This is a genomic window from Pseudomonas sp. 1176_21 (assembly GCF_052850635.1).
Genome location: NZ_VXCV01000006.1, coordinates 228,086 through 247,861 on the forward strand (window position 1 = coordinate 228,086; position 19,776 = coordinate 247,861).

The window sequence follows — 19,776 nt, forward strand, 5'->3', positions numbered from 1 at the left end:
CCTACAAGAGCGGTGGCATCACTCGTACCGCAAGGCGTACGCCGGCTCGACCTGCGAAGCACGCCACGCCGGATACAGGGTGGCCAGAAAGCTCATCATTAACCCCGCCGTGCAGATCAGCGCCACATCGCCCCATTGCAGTTCCGATGGCAGCGTACTGATGAAGTACACGTCCGAGGTAAAGATATGCTGCCCGCTGACCCGCTCCAGCCAGCCGACGATCTGGCTCACATTGAGCGCCGCGATCACGCCGAGCACACCACCGATCAAGGTACCCACCACACCGATCAGGCTGCCCTGCACCATGAACGTGCCCATGATCTGCGCCGGCGTCGCGCCGATGGTACGCAGGATGGCGATGTCCGCGCCCTTGTCGTTCACCACCATGATCAGGGTGGCGATGATGTTGAACGCCGCCACCGCAATGATCATCATCAGCAGCAGGCCGATCATGGTCTTTTCCATCTTCATGGCACTGAACAGGCTGCCCTGTGTGTGGGTCCAGTCATCGGCACGGTACTGCTCGCCCAGTTCGCCCACTATCGCCCTGGACACCTGCGGCGCGGCATACAGGTCCTTGACCTTGAGCCGCACGCCCTGCACCTGGTTCGGCGCCCAGCGCTGCATGCTCGCCGCATCGGCCATGTGGATCAGGCCCATGGAGCCATCCAGCTCGGCGCCCACCTTGAACACGCCGACCACGTTGAGGCGCTGCATGCGCGGGGTGATGCCGCCGGGCGCGGTGCTCACCTCGGGCACGATCAGGGTCAGCTTGTCACCGACCCTGAGGCCAAACCGACGCGCCGTCATCTCGCCTACCACCACGCCGAACTCGCCCGGCTTGAGGTCGTCGAGTCGGCCCTGAACGATGTGGTCGGCCACGATCGAGACCTTGCCTTCCTGCGCAGGGTCGATGCCGCTGATCTGGATCGGCTGCATCGCGCCCTTGTAGGAGAGCATGCCTTCCATCTCGGTCAGCGGCGCAGCGGCCAGCACTTCGGGGTTCTTCAACGCGGCATCGGCCACCGCCTGCCAGTTGTCCAGCGGCTGGGCGCCCAGCACGGCGGCATGCGGCACCATGCCCAGGATCCGCGCACTCATTTCACGCTGGAAGCCGTTCATCACCGACAGCACCACGATCATCGCCAGCACGCCCAGGGACAGGCCGATCATCGAGGTCATCGAGATGAACGAGATGAAGTGGTTGCGGCGCTTGGCACGGGTGTAACGCGCACCGATGAAAATTGACAAGGGTCTGAACATGAACTGAAGCACCCAGGTAAAGAAAAGAAACACGGGGCCCGCCATGCACGGCGGGCCACCTGTACTGCCAGGTCAGATCGAAACCAGACGCCCGTCTTCCAGGCGCAGCACACGGTCCATCTGCCGCGCCAGGTTGAGGTCGTGGGTCACCACCAGGAACGCGGTCTGCGAGGAGCTGCTCAGCTCCTGCATCAGGTCCTGGATGCCCTGTGCGGTGTGGTGGTCGAGGTTGCCGGTAGGCTCGTCGAGCATCACCAGCCCGGGCCGGTTGACCAGCGCCCGGGCAATCGCCACGCGCTGGCGCTCGCCGCCGGACAGCTCGGATGGCTTGTGCGTCAGGCGATGGCCCAGGCCGACACGCGTGAGCAGCGCCTCGGCACGCTCGCGCGCCTCGGGGATCGGCGTGCGGCCGATCAGCAGCGGCATGCACACGTTCTCCAGCGCGGTGAACTCCGGCAGCAGGTGGTGGAACTGGTAGACGAAGCCCAGTGCGCGGTTGCGCAGCAGGCCACGTGCACGCTCGCCCAGCGCCGACAGCTCTTCACCGGCCAGCCATACACTGCCCTGGGTCGGGGTATCGAGGCCACCCAGCAGGTTGAGCAAGGTACTCTTGCCCGACCCCGAACTGCCGACGATCGCCACGCGCTCACCCGGGTGCAGCTCCAGCTGCAGGCCCGACAACACTTGCACCGACTCCGGGCCTTCCTCGTAGGACTTGCCCAGGTTGCGGCAACTCAGCACTGCTCTATCACTCATGCCCAACTCACTCATAACGTAGCGCCTCCGCAGGCTGGGTGCGCGCCGCACGCCAGGCCGGATACAGGGTGGCGAGGAAACTCAGGACCAGCGCCGCACCGCAGACCATCCACACGTCTTCGGCCATGACCTGGGACGGCAGGTAGTCGATGAAGTACACGTCGGCGTTGAGGAACTTGTGCCCCATCAACCGCTCGAGGCCGGCAATCGCTGCACTCACGTTGAGCGCGGCGGCGATGCCGACCACGGCGCCGATCAGGGTGCCGACCACGCCGATCACGGTGCCCTGCACCATGAAGATGGCCATGATCTGACCCGGCGTGGAGCCCAGCGTGCGCAAGATGGCGATGTCGCCCTTCTTGTCGTTGACCACCATCACCAGGGTGGAAATGATGTTGAACGCCGCCACCGCGACAATCAGCAGCAACAGCAGGCCGATCATGGCTTTTTCCATGCGGATGGCCTGGTACAGGTTGCCGTGGCTGCGGGTCCAGTCACGGGCGTAGAACTCGTGCTCGCCCAGCTTCTGGGCGATGTTCCAGGCCTCGCGGGGTGCCTGGAACAGGTCGTCGAACTTCAGGCGCAGGCCCTGCACCTGGTCGGCCTTCCAGCGGTGCAGGCGCGACAGGTCCGACAGGTTGGTCAGGCCCAGGTAGCCGTCGATCTCGCCGGCGCCCACGTGGAAGATGCCGACCACGGTGAAGCGCTTCATGCGCGGGAACATGCCGGCCGGGGTCACGGTGACCTCGGGGGCGACGAAGGTCAGCTTGTCGCCGATGCCCACGCCCAGCTTGGCTGCGGCCTTGTCGCCGATCATGATGCCGAAGCTGCCCGGCGCCAGCGCGTCGAGCTTACCCTCGCCCACGAAGTCGTCGATGATCGACACCTTGCGCTCTTGCGTCGGGTCAATACCGTTGAGCAGCACCTTCTGTACCTTGCCGTCATGGGTCAGCAGGCCCTGCATCTGGGTGAACGGCGCCACCGCCAGCACCGCCGGGTTCTGCTTTACTGTATCGGCAAGGGCTGGCCAGTCGCTGATCGGCTGTCCGGTCTCGAGGGTGGCATGGGGCACCATGCCCAATACGCGGGTACGCATTTCATGATCGAAGCCATTCATCACCGACAGCACCACGATCATCACCACCACGCCCAGGGCGAGGCCGATCATCGAGGTCAGCGAAATGAACGAGACGAAGTGATTGCGACGTTTGGCACGGGTGTAACGCGTACCGATAAATACGAAAAGAGGTCTGAACATGTCGGGGCTTGTTCGGAGGAAAGAGGAACGTCCTTGTGGCGGGGCTTGAATAGCAGCTTTACACTCAGACCACCGCCGCTACCATGGGTTCGCCATGTCGACATTAGATGAAGAAGATCGCCGCGAATACTACCGTATCGAGGACAGGATCGCACTGGAAATTACCCCTCTGAGCGCCGCCGAGGCCTTGGGCGGCGAGTTGTTGCAAGATGCTTCACCACTCTTCAACCTGCTCAGCGAACTGCACCTGAGCGAGTTCGAGTCCCAGCACCTGCTGCGCCAGCTCAGTGACAAGGACCGCACCCTGGCAGCTTTTCTCAAGGCCCAGAACAAACGCATCGACCTGCTCAGCGCCGTGGTTGCGCAAACCCTGCTGGGGCAGATCGGCGAGGCGCGCCCGGTGACTCTCTCCGAAGGTGGCGTCGAGGTGCACCAGGCCCAGGCCATCACCGCCGGCAGCCGCGTCTCGGTGAAGATGGTGCTGATGCCCCAGGCCCTGGGCCTGCTGCTGCGGGCCAAGGTGACCCACTGCGACAAGGCCGCTGATGACCTGTTCGACATCGGCGCCGAATTCGTCGAGATGACCGACGCCCAGCGCCAGTTGCTGGCGCGCTATATCCTGCAGAAACAGGCACTGCAACGCCGCCAGGCACTGGAACAGAACACCCCGCCTGCCTCCTGATTTTCCGTCTTGCTTGAAGGAACGAACGTGACCCTGATTTACGGCCACCGCGGCGCCAAGGGCGAAGCCCCCGAGAATACCCTGACCAGTTTCCAGCAATGCCTGAGCCACGGCGTTCGCCGTTGCGAGCTGGACCTGCACCTGTCCTCCGACAACGAGCTGATGGTCATTCATGACCCCAGCCTCAAGCGCACCACCGGCCGTGGCGGCAAGGTGGTGGAGCACAGCGCCGCCGACCTGGTGACCTACGATGCGCGCAAGGGCGGCCCGGGCTGGGTCAACCCCTGCCCGATTCCACGCCTGGAAGAGCTGTTCGAGAAATGTGATTTCGACCACTGGCAGCTGGAGGTCAAGAGTGCCTCGCGCACCCGCGCTGCCACCACGGTGCTGGCGATTCGCGAAATGGCCCAGCGCTTCGGCCTGCTGGACAAGGTCACCATCACCTCAAGCTCGCGGGAGGTGCTGGGCGCCGCCCTGGAGCTGACCCCGGACGTGTCCCGCGGGCTGGTCGCGGAATACACCTGGCTCGACCCGTTGAAGGTCGCGCAGAACTACGGTTGCGAACTGCTGGCGCTGAACTGGACGCACTGCACCCCCGAGCGCCTGGCCAAGGCCCAGCGTCAGGGGTTGCATGTGTCGGTGTGGACAGTCAACGAGCCGGCGCTGATGCTCCGACTCGCCGACTTCGGCGTAGACAGCCTGATTACAGACTTTCCCGGTTTGGCCAGCGCCACCCTCGAGAATCGCTGAAATCGGTCTCCCCGGCCGGCTCAGGCCACCGGCCGGAGCCGCTCAAAAAAGCCGGTTGAGACCGTCGTAGGCGGCAACCCGATAGGCTTCGGCCATGGTCGGGTAGTTGAAGGTGGTGTTGACGAAGTACTTCAACGTGTTCTGCTCGCCCGGCTGGCCCATGATCGCCTGACCGATGTGCACGATCTCCGAGGCCTGGTAGCCGAAGCAGTGCACGCCGAGAATCTGCAGCGTCTCGCGGTGGAACAGGATCTTGAGCATGCCTTGCGGCTCGCCGGCGATCTGCGCCCGGGCCATGCCCTTGAAGAACGCCTTGCCCACTTCGTACGGCACCTTGGCCTGGGTCAGCTCCTGCTCGTTCTTGCCGATCGAGCTGATCTCCGGAATGGTGTAGATGCCGGTCGGCACGTCGTTGACGAAGCGCCAGCTGCCATTGTCGACGATGCTGCCGGCGGCCGAGCGGCCCTGGTCGTGGGCGGCACTGGCCAGGCTTGGCCAGCCGATCACGTCACCGGCACCATAGATGTTCGGCACGCAGGTGCGGTAGGCCTCGTCCACTTCGATCTGGCCACGGCTGTTGACCTTCACGCCGATGTTTTCCAGGCCCAGGCGGTCGGTGTTGCCGGTACGCCCGTTGCACCACAGCAAGGCGTCGGCCTTGATCTTCTTGCCCGACTTCAGGTGCAGGATCACACCGTTGTCCAGGCCTTCGACGCGCTCGTACTCTTCGTTGTGGCGCACGGTGATGTTGTTGTTGCTGAAGTGATAGCTCAGGGCCTGGGAGATTTCCGAGTCCAGGAAGCTCAGCAGCTGGCCGCGGTTGTCCACCAGTTCCACCAGCACGCCCAGGCCGCTGAAGATCGAGGCGTACTCGCAGCCGATGACGCCGGCGCCGTACACGATCAGTTTGCGCGGGGTGTGGCCCAGGCTCAGGATGGTGTCGCTATCGTAGATGCGCGGGTGATGGAAATCGATATCGGCCGGGCGATACGGGCGCGAGCCGGTGGCGATGATGATGTGCTTGGCTACCAGCTTCTCGACCACACCGTTGGCGCAGACCACTTCGATGGTCTGCTCGTCGGCGAAGCTGCCGGTGCCGAAGAACACGTCAACGCGGTTGCGGGCGTAGTAGCCAGTGCGCGAGGCGACCTGCTTGGAGATGACCTTCTCGGCGCTTTTGAGCACGTCGGGGAAGGAGAACCAGCGCGGCTCACCGATGGCCCGGAACATCGGGTTGGTGTTGAACTGCATGATCTGGCGCACCGAGTGACGCAGGGCCTTGGACGGGATGGTGCCCAGATGGGTGCAGTTACCGCCGACCTGGCGACGGCTATCGACCATCGCTACCTTGCGTCCTGCTTTGGCGGCGTTCATTGCCGCCCCTTCTCCTGCCGGGCCGGAACCCAGCACCACTACGTCGTAGTTGTAGACAGCCATGCGTACTCCTTCAGAACAGGCCCGGACGCCAGATTGACCTCCGGGGCTACATCATGCCGCCATCGGCGCCATGCAAAAATTCGGGTGCAGTCTAATCAAGCTTGAACGCCGCGCACATTAACCCTTGGTCGCGTCGTAGGCTATTTTTCTCTGCACTACATGTAGGCCGCCTTGCTGGCGAAGCCTTTCATTTCCCCGCAATGCTGTTGAATGCTGGCGTGGCCCGGGAAACGAACCCACCCTCGACCCGATTCACGAACACTGCCGCAATCCGATGCTCGAGCGCGAAGCGCCAACCCTGCTCCGGGCCCAGGATCAGCAACAGGGTCGAGTACCCGTCAGCCATCAGCGCAGTGGGCGCCAGCACCGTCACCGCCGCCAACGCATGGGCCACCGGGGTGCCCAGGCGCGCATCGAAGGTATGCGAATAACGTTGGCCATTCTCCTCGAAATAATTGCGGTAGTCACCCGACGTGGACACCCCGTACCCCTCCAGCGGCAACACCTGCTGGGCTATCTGCAGATCGTCGCGCGGCAGTTCGAGTGCAATGCGCCAGGCACTGCCATCGGGCTTGCGCCCCATTGCCTTGAGCTCACCGGTAGCCTCCACCAGAAAGCTTTCGACCCCCAGGGCTTGCATACGTGCCACGATCAGGTCGACCGCATGCCCGGCGGCGATGCTGTTGAAGTCGACCTCGACGCCAGCGTCCTTGCACAGTTGCTGGCCTTCGATACGCAAGTGGGTATACCCCACCCGCTCGCGCACCTGCGCCAGCCGCCGGGCATCGGGCACCTTCTCTTCACGCGCCTGGGGCCCGAAGCCCCACAGGTCGAGCAGCGGCTCCACCGTGAGATCGAAGGCACCGTCACTCTGGCGCGAGAGCTGCTCACCTACCCGCACAAGCTGCAGCACGTCGGCCGGCATCGCCTGGCAGCGGTTGGCGGGCAACTGGTTGAACTGCCCCACCAGTGAATCGCTGCGGTAGGTGGAGAAGCGCTGGTCGATGCCCTGCAGGATCGCCTCGACCTCCTGCTGCACCTGCCCAGGCGTCGGGCCGCCGGCCTTGCGCACGTACTGCACGGTGTAGCTGCTGCCCATGGTCGGGCCACTGATGCGCTCGATCGAATCCCTGTGCTCGCAACCGACCAGCAATGCCACCAGGGCAGGCAGCGCAGCCCATCCCTTTTTCACACGACGCCTCCTTTTCTGAAGCCAAAAAAAACGGGAACCCGCAGGCTCCCGTTCTTTCAACGCAACGTAATGCTTAGCGTGGGAACGCTGGCGGGTTGACCCCGGCCATGTCTTCCATCACGCGCACTACCTGGCAGCTGTAACCGAACTCGTTGTCGTACCAAACGTACAGTACAACGCGGTTGTCGTTGCAGATGGTGGCCTCGGCATCGACCACACCGGCGTGACGCGAGCCGACGAAGTCGCTGGAAACCACTTCCTGCGAGCTGACGAAGTCGATCTGCTTGTGCAGGTCCGAGTGCATGGCCATCTGGCGCAGGTACTCGTTGATCTCGTCGCGGCTGGTGGCCTTTTCCAGGTTCAGGTTCAGGATCGCCATCGAGACGTTCGGCGTCGGAACGCGGATCGCGTTACCGGTCAGCTTGCCCTTGAGCACTGGCAGCGCCTTGGCGGCGGCAGTGGCGGCGCCGGTCTCGGTGATGACCATGTTCAGCGCAGCGGAACGACCACGGCGGCTGCCCTTGTGGAAGTTGTCGATCAGGTTCTGGTCGTTGGTGTACGAGTGAACGGTTTCGACGTGACCGTTGACGATGCCGAACTTGTCGTTGACTGCCTTGAGCACCGGCACGATGGCGTTGGTGGTGCAGGAAGCCGCCGAGATGATCTTGTCGTCAGGGCTGATGTCGGCGTGGTTGATGCCGTGCACGATGTTCTTCAGCGCGCCCTTGCCCGGTGCGGTGAGGATAACGCGTGCGGCACCCGGGCAGGCCAGGTGCTGGCCCAGGCCGTCGGCATCGCGCCAGACGCCGGTGTTGTCGACCACCAGGGCGTTCTCGATACCGTACTGGGTATAGTCGACTTCGCTCGGGTTCTTCGCGTAGATAACCTGGATCAGGTTGCCGTTGGCGGTGATGGTGTTGTTTTCTTCGTCGATGGTGATGGTGCCATCGAACGGACCGTGCACCGAGTCGCGACGCAGCAGGCTGGCGCGCTTGATCAGGTCGTTCTCGGCGCCCTTGCGTACCACGATGGCACGCAGGCGCAGGCCGTCGCCACCACCGGTCTTCTCGATCAGGATACGCGCCAGCAGACGGCCGATACGACCGAAGCCGTACAGGACCACGTCGGTGCCCTTGCGTGCGGAGGCGTTCTGCTGGCCAACCACGTCGGCCATTTCTTCACGCACGAACTGCTCGGCGCTGCGGCCGTTGCCTTCTTGCTTGAACTTGTTGGCCAGCTTGCCCAGGTCGACCGAAGCGGCGCCCAGCTTGAGCTCGCTCATGGCCTTGAGCAGCGGGAATGTCTCGTGGACAGACAGTTCGGTTTCGTCGGTCTGGCGATGACGGGCAAAGCGGTGGGCTTTGAGGATCGCGATCACCGAACGGTTGATCAGGCTACGGCCATAGATCGAGCTCACCACATTGTTATTGCGGTAGAGCTGACCGATAAGCGGGATCATCGCTTCTGCAAGCGCTTCACGATCGATCCACTCACCAAGACACTGGTCGGGCTTCTGAGTCACGGGAACCTTCCACATGTAGGGACAGAAAAAAGGGGCTACATTATGACGCCCCGCGTCGCTTCGAGCAATGAGCGCCTGTCGCCGGCGCCGCACGGTATGATCCGGGCCCCACATTCAGGCGGCTGAAACCTGACAGCAATGCCCCGCGCCCGGTACAATCGGCGTTTTGTCGCAACGCTTGGAGCTCGACCTCCCGTGCCTGTTCTGCGTCTACCTCACCTGCCGGCCAGCGCCGGCAAACACACCTGGGGCAACCTGCCCGGTGCCGCCCTGAGCCTGGCCATCGCCGAGGCCGCCAGCGCCGCGAAGCGCTTCACCCTGCTGCTGACCGCCGACAGCCAGAGCGCCGACCGGCTGGAGCAGGAGCTGCGTTTCTTCGCCCCGGAACTGGCCGTGCTGCCGTTCCCCGACTGGGAAACCCTGCCCTACGACCTGTTCTCGCCGCACCAGGACATCATTTCGCAACGGATCGCCAGCCTGTACCGGTTGCCGGAGCTGGACCACGGCATCCTCGTGGTGCCGATCACCACCGCACTGCACCGCCTGGCGCCCACGCGCTTTCTGCTGGGCAGCAGCCTGGTGCTGGACATCGGCCAGAAGCTGGATGTGGAACAGATGCGCACGCGCCTGGAGGCCAGCGGCTACCGCTGCGTCGACACCGTGTACGAGCATGGCGAGTTCGCCGTGCGCGGTGCCCTGATCGACCTGTTCCCGATGGGCAGCAAGCTGCCGTACCGCATCGACCTGTTCGATGACGAGATCGAGACCCTGCGCACCTTCGACCCGGAGAGCCAGCGCTCGATCGACAAGGTCGACTCGGTACGCCTGCTGCCGGCCCGCGAGTTCCCGCTGCAAAAAGACGAAGTCACCCGCTTCAAAGCGCGCTTTCGCGAACGCTTCGACGTGGATTTTCGCCGCAGCCCGATCTTCCAGGACCTGAGCAGCGGTATCGTGCCGGCCGGCATCGAGTACTACCTGCCGCTGTTTTTCGAAGAAACCTCGACCCTGTTCGACTACTTGCCGGAAAACACCCAGGTGTTCTCCCTGCCCGGTGTGGAACAGGCCGCCGAGCACTTCTGGAGCGATGTACGCAACCGCTATGAAGAGCGGCGCATCGACCCTAACCGCCCTCTGCTGCCGCCTGCCGAGCTGTTCATGCCGGTGGAAGACTGCTTCGCCCGGCTCAAGGGCTGGCCACGGGTGGTGGTCAGCCAGGACGACATCGACGCCGGCCCCGGCCGCGAGCGCTTTGCCGCGCAGACGCTGCCCAACCTCGCCATCGAAGCCAAGGCCAACCAGCCCCTGGCGGCGCTGTCGGGGTTTCTCGAGCAATTCCCCGGCCGCGTGCTGTTCACCGCCGAATCGGCCGGGCGCCGCGAAGTGCTGCTGGAGCTGCTCGAACGCCTGAAACTGCGCCCGCAAACCGTCGATGGCTGGCACGAGTTCGTCGCCAGCAAGCAGCGCCTGGCAATCACCATCGCACCACTGGACGACGGCCTGCTGCTGGACGATCCGGCCCTGGCTCTGGTTGCCGAGAGCCCGCTGTTCGGCCAGCGCGTGATGCAGCGTCGGCGCCGCGAAAAGCGCAGCGACGTCAACAACGACGCGGTGATCAAGAACCTTACCGAGCTGCGCGAAGGCGCCCCGGTGGTGCATATCGACCATGGCGTGGGCCGCTACCTGGGCCTGGCGACACTGGAGATCGACGGCCAGGCCGCCGAGTTTCTCACCCTTGAATACGCCGAAGGCGCCAAGCTGTACGTGCCGGTGGCCAACCTGCACCTGATCGCGCGCTACACCGGCAGCGACGATGCGCTGGCACCGCTGCACCGTCTGGGCTCCGAGACCTGGCAGAAGGCCAAGCGCAAGGCAGCCGAACAAGTGCGCGACGTGGCTGCCGAGCTGCTCGACATCTATGCCCGGCGCGCCGCGCGCAAGGGCTATGCGTTTGCCGACCCGTCGGTGGACTACGCCACCTTCAGTGCCGGCTTCCCGTTCGAGGAAACCCCGGACCAGCAGTCGGCCATCGAAGCGGTACGCGAGGACATGCTCGCCGCCAAGCCGATGGACCGCCTGGTGTGCGGCGATGTCGGCTTCGGCAAGACCGAAGTGGCCATGCGTGCCGCCTTCATCGCCGTGCACGGCGGGCGCCAGGTAGCGATCCTGGTGCCCACCACCCTGCTCGCCCAGCAGCACTACAACAGTTTCCGCGACCGCTTTGCCGACTGGCCGGTAACCGTCGAAGTGATGAGCCGCTTCAAGTCGGCCAAGGAAGTCGGTGCCGCCGTGGCGGACCTCGCCGAAGGCAAGATCGACATCGTCATCGGCACCCACAAGCTGCTGCAGGACGACGTCAAGTTCAAGGACCTGGGCCTGGTCATCATCGACGAGGAACACCGGTTCGGCGTGCGCCAGAAAGAGCAGCTCAAGGCGCTGCGCAGCGAAGTCGACATCCTGACCCTGACCGCCACGCCGATCCCGCGCACGCTGAACATGGCGGTGGCGGGCATGCGCGACCTGTCGATCATCGCCACCCCGCCGGCACGCCGGCTGTCGGTGCGCACCTTCGTGATGGAGCAGAACAAGAGCACCATCAAGGAGGCGCTGCTGCGCGAACTGCTGCGTGGCGGCCAGGTGTACTACCTGCACAACGACGTGAAGAGCATCGAGAAGTGCGCCGCCGACCTCGCCGAACTGGTACCCGAGGCGCGCATCGGTATCGGCCACGGGCAGATGCGCGAACGCGAACTCGAACAGGTGATGAGCGACTTCTACCACAAGCGCTTCAACGTGCTGATCGCCTCGACCATCATCGAGACCGGCATCGACGTGCCCAGCGCCAACACCATCATCATCGAGCGTGCCGACAAGTTCGGCCTGGCCCAGTTGCACCAGTTGCGCGGCCGTGTGGGGCGCAGCCACCACCAGGCCTATGCCTACCTGCTGACGCCCCCACGCCAGCAGATCACCCCCGACGCCGAAAAGCGCCTGGAGGCCATCGCCAATACCCAGGACCTGGGCGCAGGCTTCGTGCTGGCCACCAACGACCTGGAGATCCGCGGCGCCGGCGAACTGCTGGGCGAAGGCCAGAGCGGGCAGATCCAGGCGGTGGGCTTCACCCTCTACATGGAAATGCTCGAACGCGCCGTCAAGGCGATTCGCAAGGGCACCCAGCCCAACCTCGACCAGCCCCTGGGCGGCGGCCCGGAGATCAACCTGCGCGTACCGGCACTGATCCCCGAGGACTACCTGCCCGACGTGCATGCGCGCCTGATCCTGTACAAGCGCATCGCCTCGGCGGTGGACGAAGATGGCCTGAAGGATCTGCAGGTGGAGATGATCGACCGTTTCGGGCTGCTGCCCGAGCCGACCAAGAACCTGGTGCGCCTGACCCTGCTCAAGCTGCAGGCCGAGAAGCTGGGCATCAAGAAGGTCGACGCCGGCCCGCAAGGCGGACGGGTGGAATTCGAGGCCGAGACCCCGGTCGACCCGCTGGTGCTGATCAAGCTGATCCAGGGCCAGCCCAAGCGCTACAAGTTCGAAGGCGCGACGATGTTCAAGTTCATGGTGCCCATGGAACGCGCCGATGAACGCTTTACTACAGTGGAGGCGCTGTTCGAACGACTCGCCCCGAAACCCGCTTGAAGGATGATCCATGCGTGCAATTCGTAGCTTGACCCTGCTGCTGGCGCTGATTGCGCCGGCCGCCTTTGCCGACAGCCAGTACCAGGTCGAGATGTTCCTGCTGCGCCAGAATGCGGTGCCCGCGATCACCAGCCAGTTCGCCCCGGAAGACTGGCGCCAGGGCGCCAAGGCCCCCAGCGACTACGACGTGCGCAAGCCGGTGCTGACCGCACAGGCCGAAAAGCTGGCCGCCGACAGCAACTACACCGTGCTGCTGCACAAGGCCTGGCAGCAGCAGGTAGGCAGCGAACCGTCGCGGGTTGCCATCAGCGAGGGCCAGGAGCAGTTCGGCCACTTCCCGGTCGAAGGCAATGTCAGCCTCAGGCAGGGCCGTTTCATCGAAGTGCAGGCCAACTTCTGGGTCAACCAGCTCGATGGCAATGGCAGCGTGATCCAGAGCGAACAGCTCAGGCAGGTCAACAGCACGGTGAAGAACAACGAACTGACCTTCCTCGATGGCGGGCACCTGGCGGTCCTGTTCAAAGTGATCGCCGCCGGCACACGCACCACCTCTCCTGCTGAAGCGGAGATGATGGAACAGTAGAGCCATGTCGACCACACTGCAGCGCGCGCTCAAGAGCAAGCTCTGGCGCGAACAATTCGGCCCCAAGACCCTCACCCGAGGGCTTGACTATGCAGACAACAAGCGCGTCAGGCTCGTTTCGGTCGACGACAAGGGCGCGACCACCCTGTGCCACGGGTCCGGCGGCAACCTCTACCGGCAGACCCTGCTGATCGAAGGCGACGTTCACCCCCTCCTGATCGCCACCTGCAGCTGCCCTGTCCGCCAGAACTGCAAGCATTGCGCAGCGGCGCTGTACACCCTGACGGAGCGGCTGACGGCCAACGACTTTCCGCCGCCTCCAGCCACGGCGACCTACCAGAACCAGGTCATCGAAAATGTACCGGCTGTTGCGCACCTCACCCTGGGCAGCTACGAATTCACCGCCTACATGCCCAAGACCGGCAAGATGCAGCGCCAGTTGCAACACCGTGCGGCACTGGCGTTCACCTATGACGGGCAGCGCACCAGCGACAAGAGCAGCAGCGAAGTCATCCGTATCGACGGCAACGTCCGCCAGCGTATCCAGCGTCAGCCAGACGCCGAAAAGGCGCTGCGCCAGACCTTGAAGAAAATGGGCTTCAGCGTTGCCACGCGCCAGAGCAAGGCATTGCCCGACAGCGCCGGCGAAATGCTGCAGATGGCCGACGACCAGGCCTGGCTGCAGTTCGCCCGCACCGGCATCGATACCCTGCGTGCAGCCGGCTGGGAGGTGGAAGTGAGGCCCGACTTCGCCTTCAACCTGCATGACATCGACGACTGGTACGCCGATGTCGAGGAAGCGCCGGGGCGCGAATGGTTCGACCTGGAGCTGGGCATCGTGGTCAACGGCCAGCGCCACAGCCTGCTGCCGATCGTGCTGCACCTGCTGCGCAGCAACCCCGAACTGCTGCGCCCCAGCGAACTGGCCCGGCGCAGCGACGACGAGCACCTTCTGATCGACCTGAACCGCGCCCGCCATGACAGCCCGGCGCTGCGCGTGGCCTTGCCCTACGCACGCATCAAGCCGCTGATGGCCACCCTGGGCGAGCTGTACCTGGGCAATGACAGCGGGCCTTCGCTGCGCCTGGCAGCGCCGGATGCCGCGCGCCTGAGCAGCATCGACGACATGGCGCTGACCTGGCGCGGCGGCGACCGGGTACGCGACTTTGCCCGCCGCCTGCGCGAGTCCAGGCGTACCGACATCACCGCCCCCGAGGGCCTGAACGCCACGCTGCGACCCTACCAGCTCGAAGGCCTGAACTGGTTGCAGACCCTGCGCGAACTGGAGGTCGGCGGGATCCTGGGCGACGACATGGGCCTGGGCAAGACCCTGCAGACCCTGGCGCACCTGCTCACCGAAAAGAACGCGGGGCGCCTGCAGCGCCCTGCCCTGGCCGTGATGCCGACCAGCCTGATCCCCAACTGGCTCGACGAGGCGCAGCACTTCACCCCGCAGCTGCGCGTGCTGGCCCTGCATGGCCCCGGCCGCACCCGACACTTCGCCGACCTTGACCAGTACGACCTGGTACTGACCACCTACGCCCTGCTGCCCCGCGACCTGGCTCACTTCACCGCGCAGCCCTGGCACCTGCTGATTCTGGATGAAGCGCAGAACATCAAGAACGCCAACAGCAAGGCCGCCGAAGCGGCGCGCGAGATCCAGGCCAACCAGCGCCTGTGCCTGACCGGCACACCGATGGAAAACAACCTGGGCGAACTGTGGTCGATCTTCCACTTCCTGCTACCCGGCTGGCTGGGCGACAGCAAGGCCTTCAGCCGCGATTACCGCACCCCTGTCGAACGCCATGGCGACGTCGAGCGCATGGCGCATCTTGCCGCGCGCATCAAGCCATTCCTGCTGCGCCGCACCAAGGAACAGGTGGCCCGCGAACTGCCGGCCAAGACCGAGATCGTGCATTGGGTGGAGCTGAGCGACGCGCAGCGCGACACCTACGAAACGGTGCGGGTGGCGATGGACAGGAAGGTCCGCGAGGAAATCACCCGCAACGGCGCGGCACGCAGCCAGATCGTGATTCTGGATGCGTTGCTCAAGCTGCGTCAGGTGTGCTGCGATCTGCGCCTGGTCAAAAGCATTGCGCCAAGAACCACCCATTCGGACAAGGGCAAGCTGGGCAGCCTGATGCAGATGCTCGACGAACTGCTCAGCGAAGGGCGACGCATCCTGCTGTTCTCGCAGTTCACCTCGATGCTCGAACTGATCGAGCAGGAGCTGCACAAGCGTGGCGTCCGCTACAGCCTGCTGACCGGTGAAACCCGCGACCGGCGCACCCCGGTGCAGCAGTTCCAGAGCCTGCAGACGCCACTGTTTCTGATCAGCCTCAAAGCGGGCGGCACCGGCCTCAACCTCACCGCGGCCGACACGGTGATCCACTATGACCCGTGGTGGAACCCGGCCACCGAAAACCAGGCCACCGACCGCGCCTACCGCATCGGCCAGGACAAGCCGGTGTTCGTCTACAAGCTGATTACACGGGGGACGGTGGAAGAGAAGATCCAGAAGTTGCAACAGGAGAAGGCAGCGCTGGCTGCAGGCTTGCTGGAGGGGCGTCAGGCGGGGGACTGGAAGCTGGCGGATGAAGACATTGATGCGCTGTTTGCGCCGTTGCCCGGGAAGCGGCAGGCCGCGAAAATTAGTTGAGCCTTTCGCCGGCAAGGCCGGCTCCTACAGGTATCGCAGCACCTGCAGGAGCCAGCCTTGCCGGCGCAGGACCTCAGTCGATCAGTTGTGCATCTTTCAGCGCGCCAAGCGCCTCCAGCCAGCGGGGCTGCTGGCGGTAATCGGTACGCGCAAAACCCTGCCCGCGCATCTGCGCGATCCGCGGCGACGGCCTCACCCTCAACCGCTGCGCCGCCGACAACGCAAGCTCGGCAGCCGCCCGATCATTGCACACCAGGCCCATGTCGCAACCGGCACTCAGCGCCGCCTCGATACGGCTGGCGGCGTCCCCCACCACATGCGCACCGGCCATCGACAGGTCATCGCTGAAGATCACCCCGTCAAAGCCCAGCTCGCCACGCAGAATCTCCTGCAACCAGCGCCGCGAGAAGCCGGCCGGCTGGTTATCGACCTGTGGATAGATCACGTGCGCCGGCATCACCGCCGCCAACTGCCCGCTCAGGCGCGTGAACGGCACCAGGTCGGCTGCGCGGATCTGCTCCAGGCTGCGCTCGTCGGTGGGTATCGCCACATGCGAATCCGCCTCGGCCCAGCCATGCCCCGGGAAGTGCTTGCCGCAGGCCGCCATGCCCGCCGCGTTCATGCCGCGAATGAAGGCACCGGCAAGCAAGGTGGCGCGCTGCGGGTCACCCTCGAAGGCGCGACTGCCAACCACCGCGCTGCGCTGGTGGTCAAGGTCCAGCACCGGGGCAAAGCTCAAGTCGAGCCCTACCGCCAGCACTTCGGTTGCCATCAGCCAGCCGCAGTGTTCGGCCAGGCGCTCGGCATTGGGGTTGTCGGCAATCGCACGCATCGCGGGCAAGCGCACGAAGCCCTGGCGCAGGCGCTGTACGCGACCACCCTCCTGGTCCACGGCCAGGATCAGGTCCGGGCGCACGGCACGAATCGACGCACTCAGTTCGCGCACCTGGCGCGGGCATTCGATGTTGCGGGCAAAGATGATCAGGCCGGCCACTTCGGGCTGACGCAGCAGGTGGCGGTCTTCGGCAGTCAGCCAGGTGCCGGCCACGTCGACCATCAGGGAGCCTTGCAGGCGGGTACTCATAAATGATCCTTCAGTTGAGGGGCGCGCTCGCCCACTGGGGGCAGGCGGCTTCTTCGATCTGTACCGGGCAATGCACAGGCACCCGGTCGAACAGCGCTACCAGGTCGGCGTTGCGCAGGCGTATGCAGCCGTGGGACAACGGCACACCCATGGGTTCGCTGTCGGGCGTGCCGTGCAGGTAGATATAGCGGCGGAACGTATCCACGGGCCCGAGGCGGTTGCGCCCCGGCTCGCGGCCGCTGAGCCAGAGAATGCGCGAGAGAATCCAGTCGCGCCCAGGGAACTGCGCGTGCAGGTCGGGCGTCCAGACCTCGCCGGTCCAGCGACGCCCGCGCAGCACCGCGCCCTGGGGCAAGCCCGCGCCGATCTTCGCACGCACCTGATGCAGCCCGCGCGGTGTACAACCGGAGCCGTTGTGCTCGCCCGGGCCATTGAGTGCGGTGGACACCGCAAGACGCACCGCCAGTCGCCCCTGGGCGAACCCATAAAGGCACTGGTCGGCGATGGAAATGTGCAGCAAATCGAGAATAGGCATGGGCGCTAGCTTAGCCGAAGCCGGCTGTGCCGCCCAGCCGGGGAATCAGGCCTTTGCCGGCACCGGGGCGTGGCTGGTCTTGCTGCGCGGACGCAACTGCGCCGCCGCCATCGCCTCGTCCGTGACCCCGCTGTCGGCACGCATGCCGGCGGCCAGGAACGGCACCATCAGGCGCATGACCTGCTCGATCGAGGTATTGACCCCGAAATCGGTCTCGGCAATCGCGCGCAGGGCCTTGATGCCCGACATGCTGAACGCTGCAGCGCCGAGCATGAAATGCACGCGCCAGAACAGTTCGAGGGGAGGAATCTGCGGCGCAGCCTCGTTGACCAGCAGCATGTAGCGGCGGAACACCTTGCCGTACATGTCTTCGAGGTAACGACGCAGGTGGCCCTGGCTCTGGCTGAAGGCCAGGCCCAGCAGGCGCATGAAGATCGACAGGTCATTGCCGCTGCGCGGCTGCACCACCAGCGCCTGCTCGACCAGCATCTCCAGCAGTTCTTCAAGGCTGGGCTTGTGCTCGGGGCGCGCCTGGCGCCGCTCGAGCTCACGCTCCAGGCTCTGGCAGAACGGCCCTAGAAAACGCGAGAAGACCGCCTGGATCAGCGCCTTCTTCGAACCGAAATGGTAGTTCACCGCCGCCAGGTTGACGCCGGCCTTGCTGGTGATCAGCCGCAATGAGGTTTCTGCAAAACCTTTTTCCGCGAACAGCTGCTCGGCAGCATCGAGAATGCGTTCAACGGTTTCCGACTGGGCCATGACTACTCCGCGAGACAAACACTTGTTTGAAACATACGTTTCAAGGCAGGGTTCTGTCAAGTACGCACGGGCGTTTTGTGCCCGGCCGGTCATGGTATTGAAGGCAGCGACAAGCCACAAGCCGGAAGCGGCAGGCAGCTGCGGGCACGCTTGGAGCTTGCCGCTTGTAGCTTGCCGCTATCACTGTATATAATCCCAGTCACTGTATAAAAAGACAGAGCGATCGACATGCTAAAACTGACGCCACGCCAAGCTGAGATTCTGGCTTTCATCAAGCGCTGCCTCGAAGACAACGGCTTCCCGCCCACCCGCGCGGAAATCGCCCAGGAACTGGGGTTCAAATCCCCCAACGCCGCCGAAGAGCATCTGAAGGCACTGGCCCGCAAGGGTGCAATCGAGATGACCCCTGGTGCCTCGCGCGGCATCCGTATTCCGGGGCTCGAGAGCAAGCCCGATGAAAACGCCCTGCCCATCATTGGCCGCGTGGCTGCGGGTGCCCCTATCCTCGCCCAGCAGCACATCGAGGAATCCTGCGCCATCAACCCGGCCTTCTTCCACCCCCGCGCCGACTACCTGCTGCGCGTGCACGGCATGAGCATGAAGGACGTCGGCATCGTCGACGGCGACCTGCTGGCCGTACACACCTGCCGCGAAGCGCGCAATGGTCAGATCGTCGTAGCCCGCCTGGGTGACGAAGTGACGGTCAAGCGCTTCAAACGGGAAGGCAACAAGGTCTGGCTGATCGCCGAGAACCCCGAATTCGCCCCTATCGAAGTCAACCTGAAAGAGCAGGACCTGGTCATCGAGGGCTTGAGCGTCGGCGTTATCCGCCGCTAATAAGGAGGCGTCATGCAGTTCCCCCACGTACCACAGCAAGCACAGTTGCCCTTGTTCGAAGCATTCCTGGCCCAGCCGGTACTGCCGCGGGTCAAAACCAGGCAGCCCGCCCGGCAAAGCAACAAGCCGCAGGCATTCAGCGAGCTGTCCTTGCGTGGCGCGCTGGAGCACTGCCAAAGCCTGCTGGCACCGGTGCTACGCGACCTGAGCGAACTGAGTGAAGAGCATGACGCCCGCTGGCTTACCCTGATCGCCCCGCCCGGCAGCCTTACCCAGGCCTGGCTGAGGGACGCAGGGCTCAACCGCGAACGCATACTGCTGCTGCAGCCTCGCGGCAACCAGAGTGCGCTGCAACTGGCCTGTGATGCCCTGCGCCTGGGGCGCAGCCATACGGTGGTCACCTGGTTCAATCCGGTCAGCAACGGCGCCCGCCTGCAACTGACCAATGCTGCCCGTGCGGGTGACGCACAAAGCCTGAATATCCGCCTGGGCTGATACTCGCTGAACGCTCGAAGGGTATGCAGCAGGCTTCCTCAGGACGAGGAAGCCGGATACTGACGGTCAGTGCAGAACCCGTGGGCCTGCATGTTCCTGTTCGATCTCGCCTTCAACCAACTTGCCGGCCATCTGCACACCAACGCTGAGCATGGCCTTGGCTACCTCGACGTGTTGGCCCTGCAGGAACGCCTTGGCATCTTCCGAAAAATCCAGGGTTACCAACGACCCCTCGTCCTCGGCGCGGCGCAACTCGATGCGACCGTCAGGCAACTCTACAATTTCTAGAAAGGACGTGGGCATAAAAGACTGTTCTCCA

17 protein-coding genes are annotated in these 19,776 nt (G+C 64.4%); 7 read left to right on the forward strand and 10 right to left on the reverse strand.

Annotation, left to right across the window (positions count from 1 at the left end; translation table 11 throughout):
* Positions 1-18 precede the first annotated feature (18 nt).
* From FW760_RS16420 to FW760_RS16430, 3 genes are all read right to left on the reverse strand, one after another.
* The gene (locus tag FW760_RS16420; RefSeq protein ID WP_446443890.1) at positions 19-1,263 is read right to left on the reverse strand and encodes a lipoprotein-releasing ABC transporter permease subunit; all 1,245 of its coding nucleotides are present in this window, start codon (positions 1,261-1,263) and stop codon (positions 19-21) included.
* A gap of 72 nt (positions 1,264-1,335) precedes the next feature.
* Positions 1,336-2,019 (reverse strand): lipoprotein-releasing ABC transporter ATP-binding protein LolD, encoded by a 684-nt coding sequence (gene lolD / locus FW760_RS16425; protein WP_229590327.1) that lies wholly within the window; start codon positions 2,017-2,019, stop codon positions 1,336-1,338.
* A 7-nt stretch (positions 2,020-2,026) separates the two neighbouring features.
* Complete coding sequence (locus FW760_RS16430) at positions 2,027-3,277, reverse strand: lipoprotein-releasing ABC transporter permease subunit (RefSeq protein ID WP_446443891.1); 1,251 nt, start codon at positions 3,275-3,277, stop codon at positions 2,027-2,029.
* 94 nt (positions 3,278-3,371) lie between these two features.
* On the opposite strand from FW760_RS16430, the gene FW760_RS16435 reads away from it, so the two are divergent.
* Both FW760_RS16435 and FW760_RS16440 read left to right on the forward strand, forming a co-directional pair.
* Positions 3,372-3,959 (forward strand): PilZ domain-containing protein, encoded by a 588-nt coding sequence (locus FW760_RS16435; protein ID WP_446443892.1) that lies wholly within the window; start codon positions 3,372-3,374, stop codon positions 3,957-3,959.
* A 27-nt stretch (positions 3,960-3,986) separates the two neighbouring features.
* A complete protein-coding gene (locus FW760_RS16440; RefSeq protein WP_043864554.1) occupies positions 3,987-4,709 on the forward strand; it encodes a glycerophosphodiester phosphodiesterase in 723 nt (240 codons plus the stop codon).
* Between the two features lie 42 nt (positions 4,710-4,751).
* Here FW760_RS16440 and sthA read toward each other — a convergent pair whose 3' ends face one another.
* The 3 genes from sthA to FW760_RS16455 all read right to left on the reverse strand — a co-directional run bounded on the left by sthA (position 4,752) and on the right by FW760_RS16455 (position 8,875).
* Positions 4,752-6,146, reverse strand: a complete 1,395-nt coding sequence (sthA, locus tag FW760_RS16445) for a Si-specific NAD(P)(+) transhydrogenase (protein ID WP_043864555.1) — start codon at positions 6,144-6,146, stop codon at positions 4,752-4,754.
* A 187-nt stretch (positions 6,147-6,333) separates the two neighbouring features.
* A complete protein-coding gene (locus tag FW760_RS16450; protein WP_100633411.1) occupies positions 6,334-7,245 on the reverse strand; it encodes an FAD:protein FMN transferase in 912 nt (303 codons plus the stop codon).
* A gap of 166 nt (positions 7,246-7,411) precedes the next feature.
* Positions 7,412-8,875, reverse strand: a complete 1,464-nt coding sequence (locus FW760_RS16455) for a glyceraldehyde-3-phosphate dehydrogenase (protein WP_043864557.1) — start codon at positions 8,873-8,875, stop codon at positions 7,412-7,414.
* A 180-nt stretch (positions 8,876-9,055) separates the two neighbouring features.
* Between FW760_RS16455 and mfd the strand changes: the two genes are divergently transcribed.
* From mfd to FW760_RS16470, 3 genes are read left to right on the forward strand one after another with little or no spacing between them, the layout of a single operon-like run.
* Positions 9,056-12,505 carry a transcription-repair coupling factor gene (mfd, locus tag FW760_RS16460; protein ID WP_043864558.1) on the forward strand — a complete coding sequence of 1,150 codons (3,450 nt, stop codon included), beginning with the start codon at positions 9,056-9,058 and terminating at the stop codon, positions 12,503-12,505.
* Between the two features lie 10 nt (positions 12,506-12,515).
* Entirely contained in the window at positions 12,516-13,088 is a 573-nt protein-coding gene (locus tag FW760_RS16465) for a CsiV family protein (protein WP_043864559.1), read from the forward strand.
* A gap of 4 nt (positions 13,089-13,092) precedes the next feature.
* Positions 13,093-15,747 carry a DEAD/DEAH box helicase gene (locus FW760_RS16470; protein WP_254998382.1) on the forward strand — a complete coding sequence of 885 codons (2,655 nt, stop codon included), beginning with the start codon at positions 13,093-13,095 and terminating at the stop codon, positions 15,745-15,747.
* A 73-nt stretch (positions 15,748-15,820) separates the two neighbouring features.
* Here the strand turns inward: FW760_RS16470 and nagZ are convergent, their stop codons facing one another.
* From nagZ to FW760_RS16485, 3 genes are read right to left on the reverse strand one after another with little or no spacing between them, the layout of a single operon-like run.
* On the reverse strand, positions 15,821-16,819 hold the full coding sequence (gene nagZ / locus FW760_RS16475) for a beta-N-acetylhexosaminidase (protein ID WP_173925092.1): 999 nt from the start codon (positions 16,817-16,819) through the stop codon (positions 15,821-15,823).
* 22 nt (positions 16,820-16,841) lie between these two features.
* On the reverse strand, positions 16,842-17,366 hold the full coding sequence (locus tag FW760_RS16480; RefSeq protein WP_177333000.1) for a L,D-transpeptidase: 525 nt from the start codon (positions 17,364-17,366) through the stop codon (positions 16,842-16,844).
* A gap of 45 nt (positions 17,367-17,411) precedes the next feature.
* The gene (locus FW760_RS16485; RefSeq protein WP_043864562.1) at positions 17,412-18,125 is read right to left on the reverse strand and encodes a TetR/AcrR family transcriptional regulator; all 714 of its coding nucleotides are present in this window, start codon (positions 18,123-18,125) and stop codon (positions 17,412-17,414) included.
* Between the two features lie 228 nt (positions 18,126-18,353).
* Between FW760_RS16485 and lexA the strand changes: the two genes are divergently transcribed.
* Both lexA and sulA read left to right on the forward strand, forming a co-directional pair.
* The gene (gene lexA, locus FW760_RS16490) at positions 18,354-18,962 is read left to right on the forward strand and encodes a transcriptional repressor LexA (RefSeq protein ID WP_043864563.1); all 609 of its coding nucleotides are present in this window, start codon (positions 18,354-18,356) and stop codon (positions 18,960-18,962) included.
* A gap of 12 nt (positions 18,963-18,974) precedes the next feature.
* Positions 18,975-19,457 carry an SOS-induced cell division inhibitor SulA gene (gene sulA, locus FW760_RS16495; RefSeq protein WP_054916190.1) on the forward strand — a complete coding sequence of 161 codons (483 nt, stop codon included), beginning with the start codon at positions 18,975-18,977 and terminating at the stop codon, positions 19,455-19,457.
* A gap of 66 nt (positions 19,458-19,523) precedes the next feature.
* Here the strand turns inward: sulA and FW760_RS16500 are convergent, their stop codons facing one another.
* Positions 19,524-19,760 (reverse strand): hypothetical protein, encoded by a 237-nt coding sequence (locus FW760_RS16500; RefSeq protein WP_043864565.1) that lies wholly within the window; start codon positions 19,758-19,760, stop codon positions 19,524-19,526.
* Positions 19,761-19,776 lie beyond the last annotated feature (16 nt).

What these genes read in the sequence shown, in the direction of transcription:
- sulA (WP_054916190.1), top strand. Translation starts at nt 18,975, where the DNA reads ATGCAGTTCCCCCACGTACCACAGCAAGCACAGTTGCCCTTGTTCGAA.
- FW760_RS16420 (WP_446443890.1), bottom strand. Translation starts at nt 1,263, where the DNA reads ATGTTCAGACCCTTGTCAATTTTCATCGGTGCGCGTTACACCCGTGCC.
- lolD (WP_229590327.1), bottom strand. Translation starts at nt 2,019, where the DNA reads ATGAGTGATAGAGCAGTGCTGAGTTGCCGCAACCTGGGCAAGTCCTAC.
- FW760_RS16435 (WP_446443892.1), top strand. Translation starts at nt 3,372, where the DNA reads ATGTCGACATTAGATGAAGAAGATCGCCGCGAATACTACCGTATCGAG.
- FW760_RS16450 (WP_100633411.1), bottom strand. Translation starts at nt 7,245, where the DNA reads ATGGGCAGCAGCTACACCGTGCAGTACGTGCGCAAGGCCGGCGGCCCG.
- FW760_RS16500 (WP_043864565.1), bottom strand. Translation starts at nt 19,760, where the DNA reads ATGCCCACGTCCTTTCTAGAAATTGTAGAGTTGCCTGACGGTCGCATC.
- FW760_RS16470 (WP_254998382.1), top strand. Translation starts at nt 13,093, where the DNA reads ATGTCGACCACACTGCAGCGCGCGCTCAAGAGCAAGCTCTGGCGCGAA.
- FW760_RS16480 (WP_177333000.1), bottom strand. Translation starts at nt 17,366, where the DNA reads ATGCCTATTCTCGATTTGCTGCACATTTCCATCGCCGACCAGTGCCTT.
- FW760_RS16465 (WP_043864559.1), top strand. Translation starts at nt 12,516, where the DNA reads ATGCGTGCAATTCGTAGCTTGACCCTGCTGCTGGCGCTGATTGCGCCG.
- FW760_RS16430 (WP_446443891.1), bottom strand. Translation starts at nt 3,277, where the DNA reads ATGTTCAGACCTCTTTTCGTATTTATCGGTACGCGTTACACCCGTGCC.
- FW760_RS16455 (WP_043864557.1), bottom strand. Translation starts at nt 8,875, where the DNA reads ATGTGGAAGGTTCCCGTGACTCAGAAGCCCGACCAGTGTCTTGGTGAG.
- sthA (WP_043864555.1), bottom strand. Translation starts at nt 6,146, where the DNA reads ATGGCTGTCTACAACTACGACGTAGTGGTGCTGGGTTCCGGCCCGGCA.
- FW760_RS16485 (WP_043864562.1), bottom strand. Translation starts at nt 18,125, where the DNA reads ATGGCCCAGTCGGAAACCGTTGAACGCATTCTCGATGCTGCCGAGCAG.
- lexA (WP_043864563.1), top strand. Translation starts at nt 18,354, where the DNA reads ATGCTAAAACTGACGCCACGCCAAGCTGAGATTCTGGCTTTCATCAAG.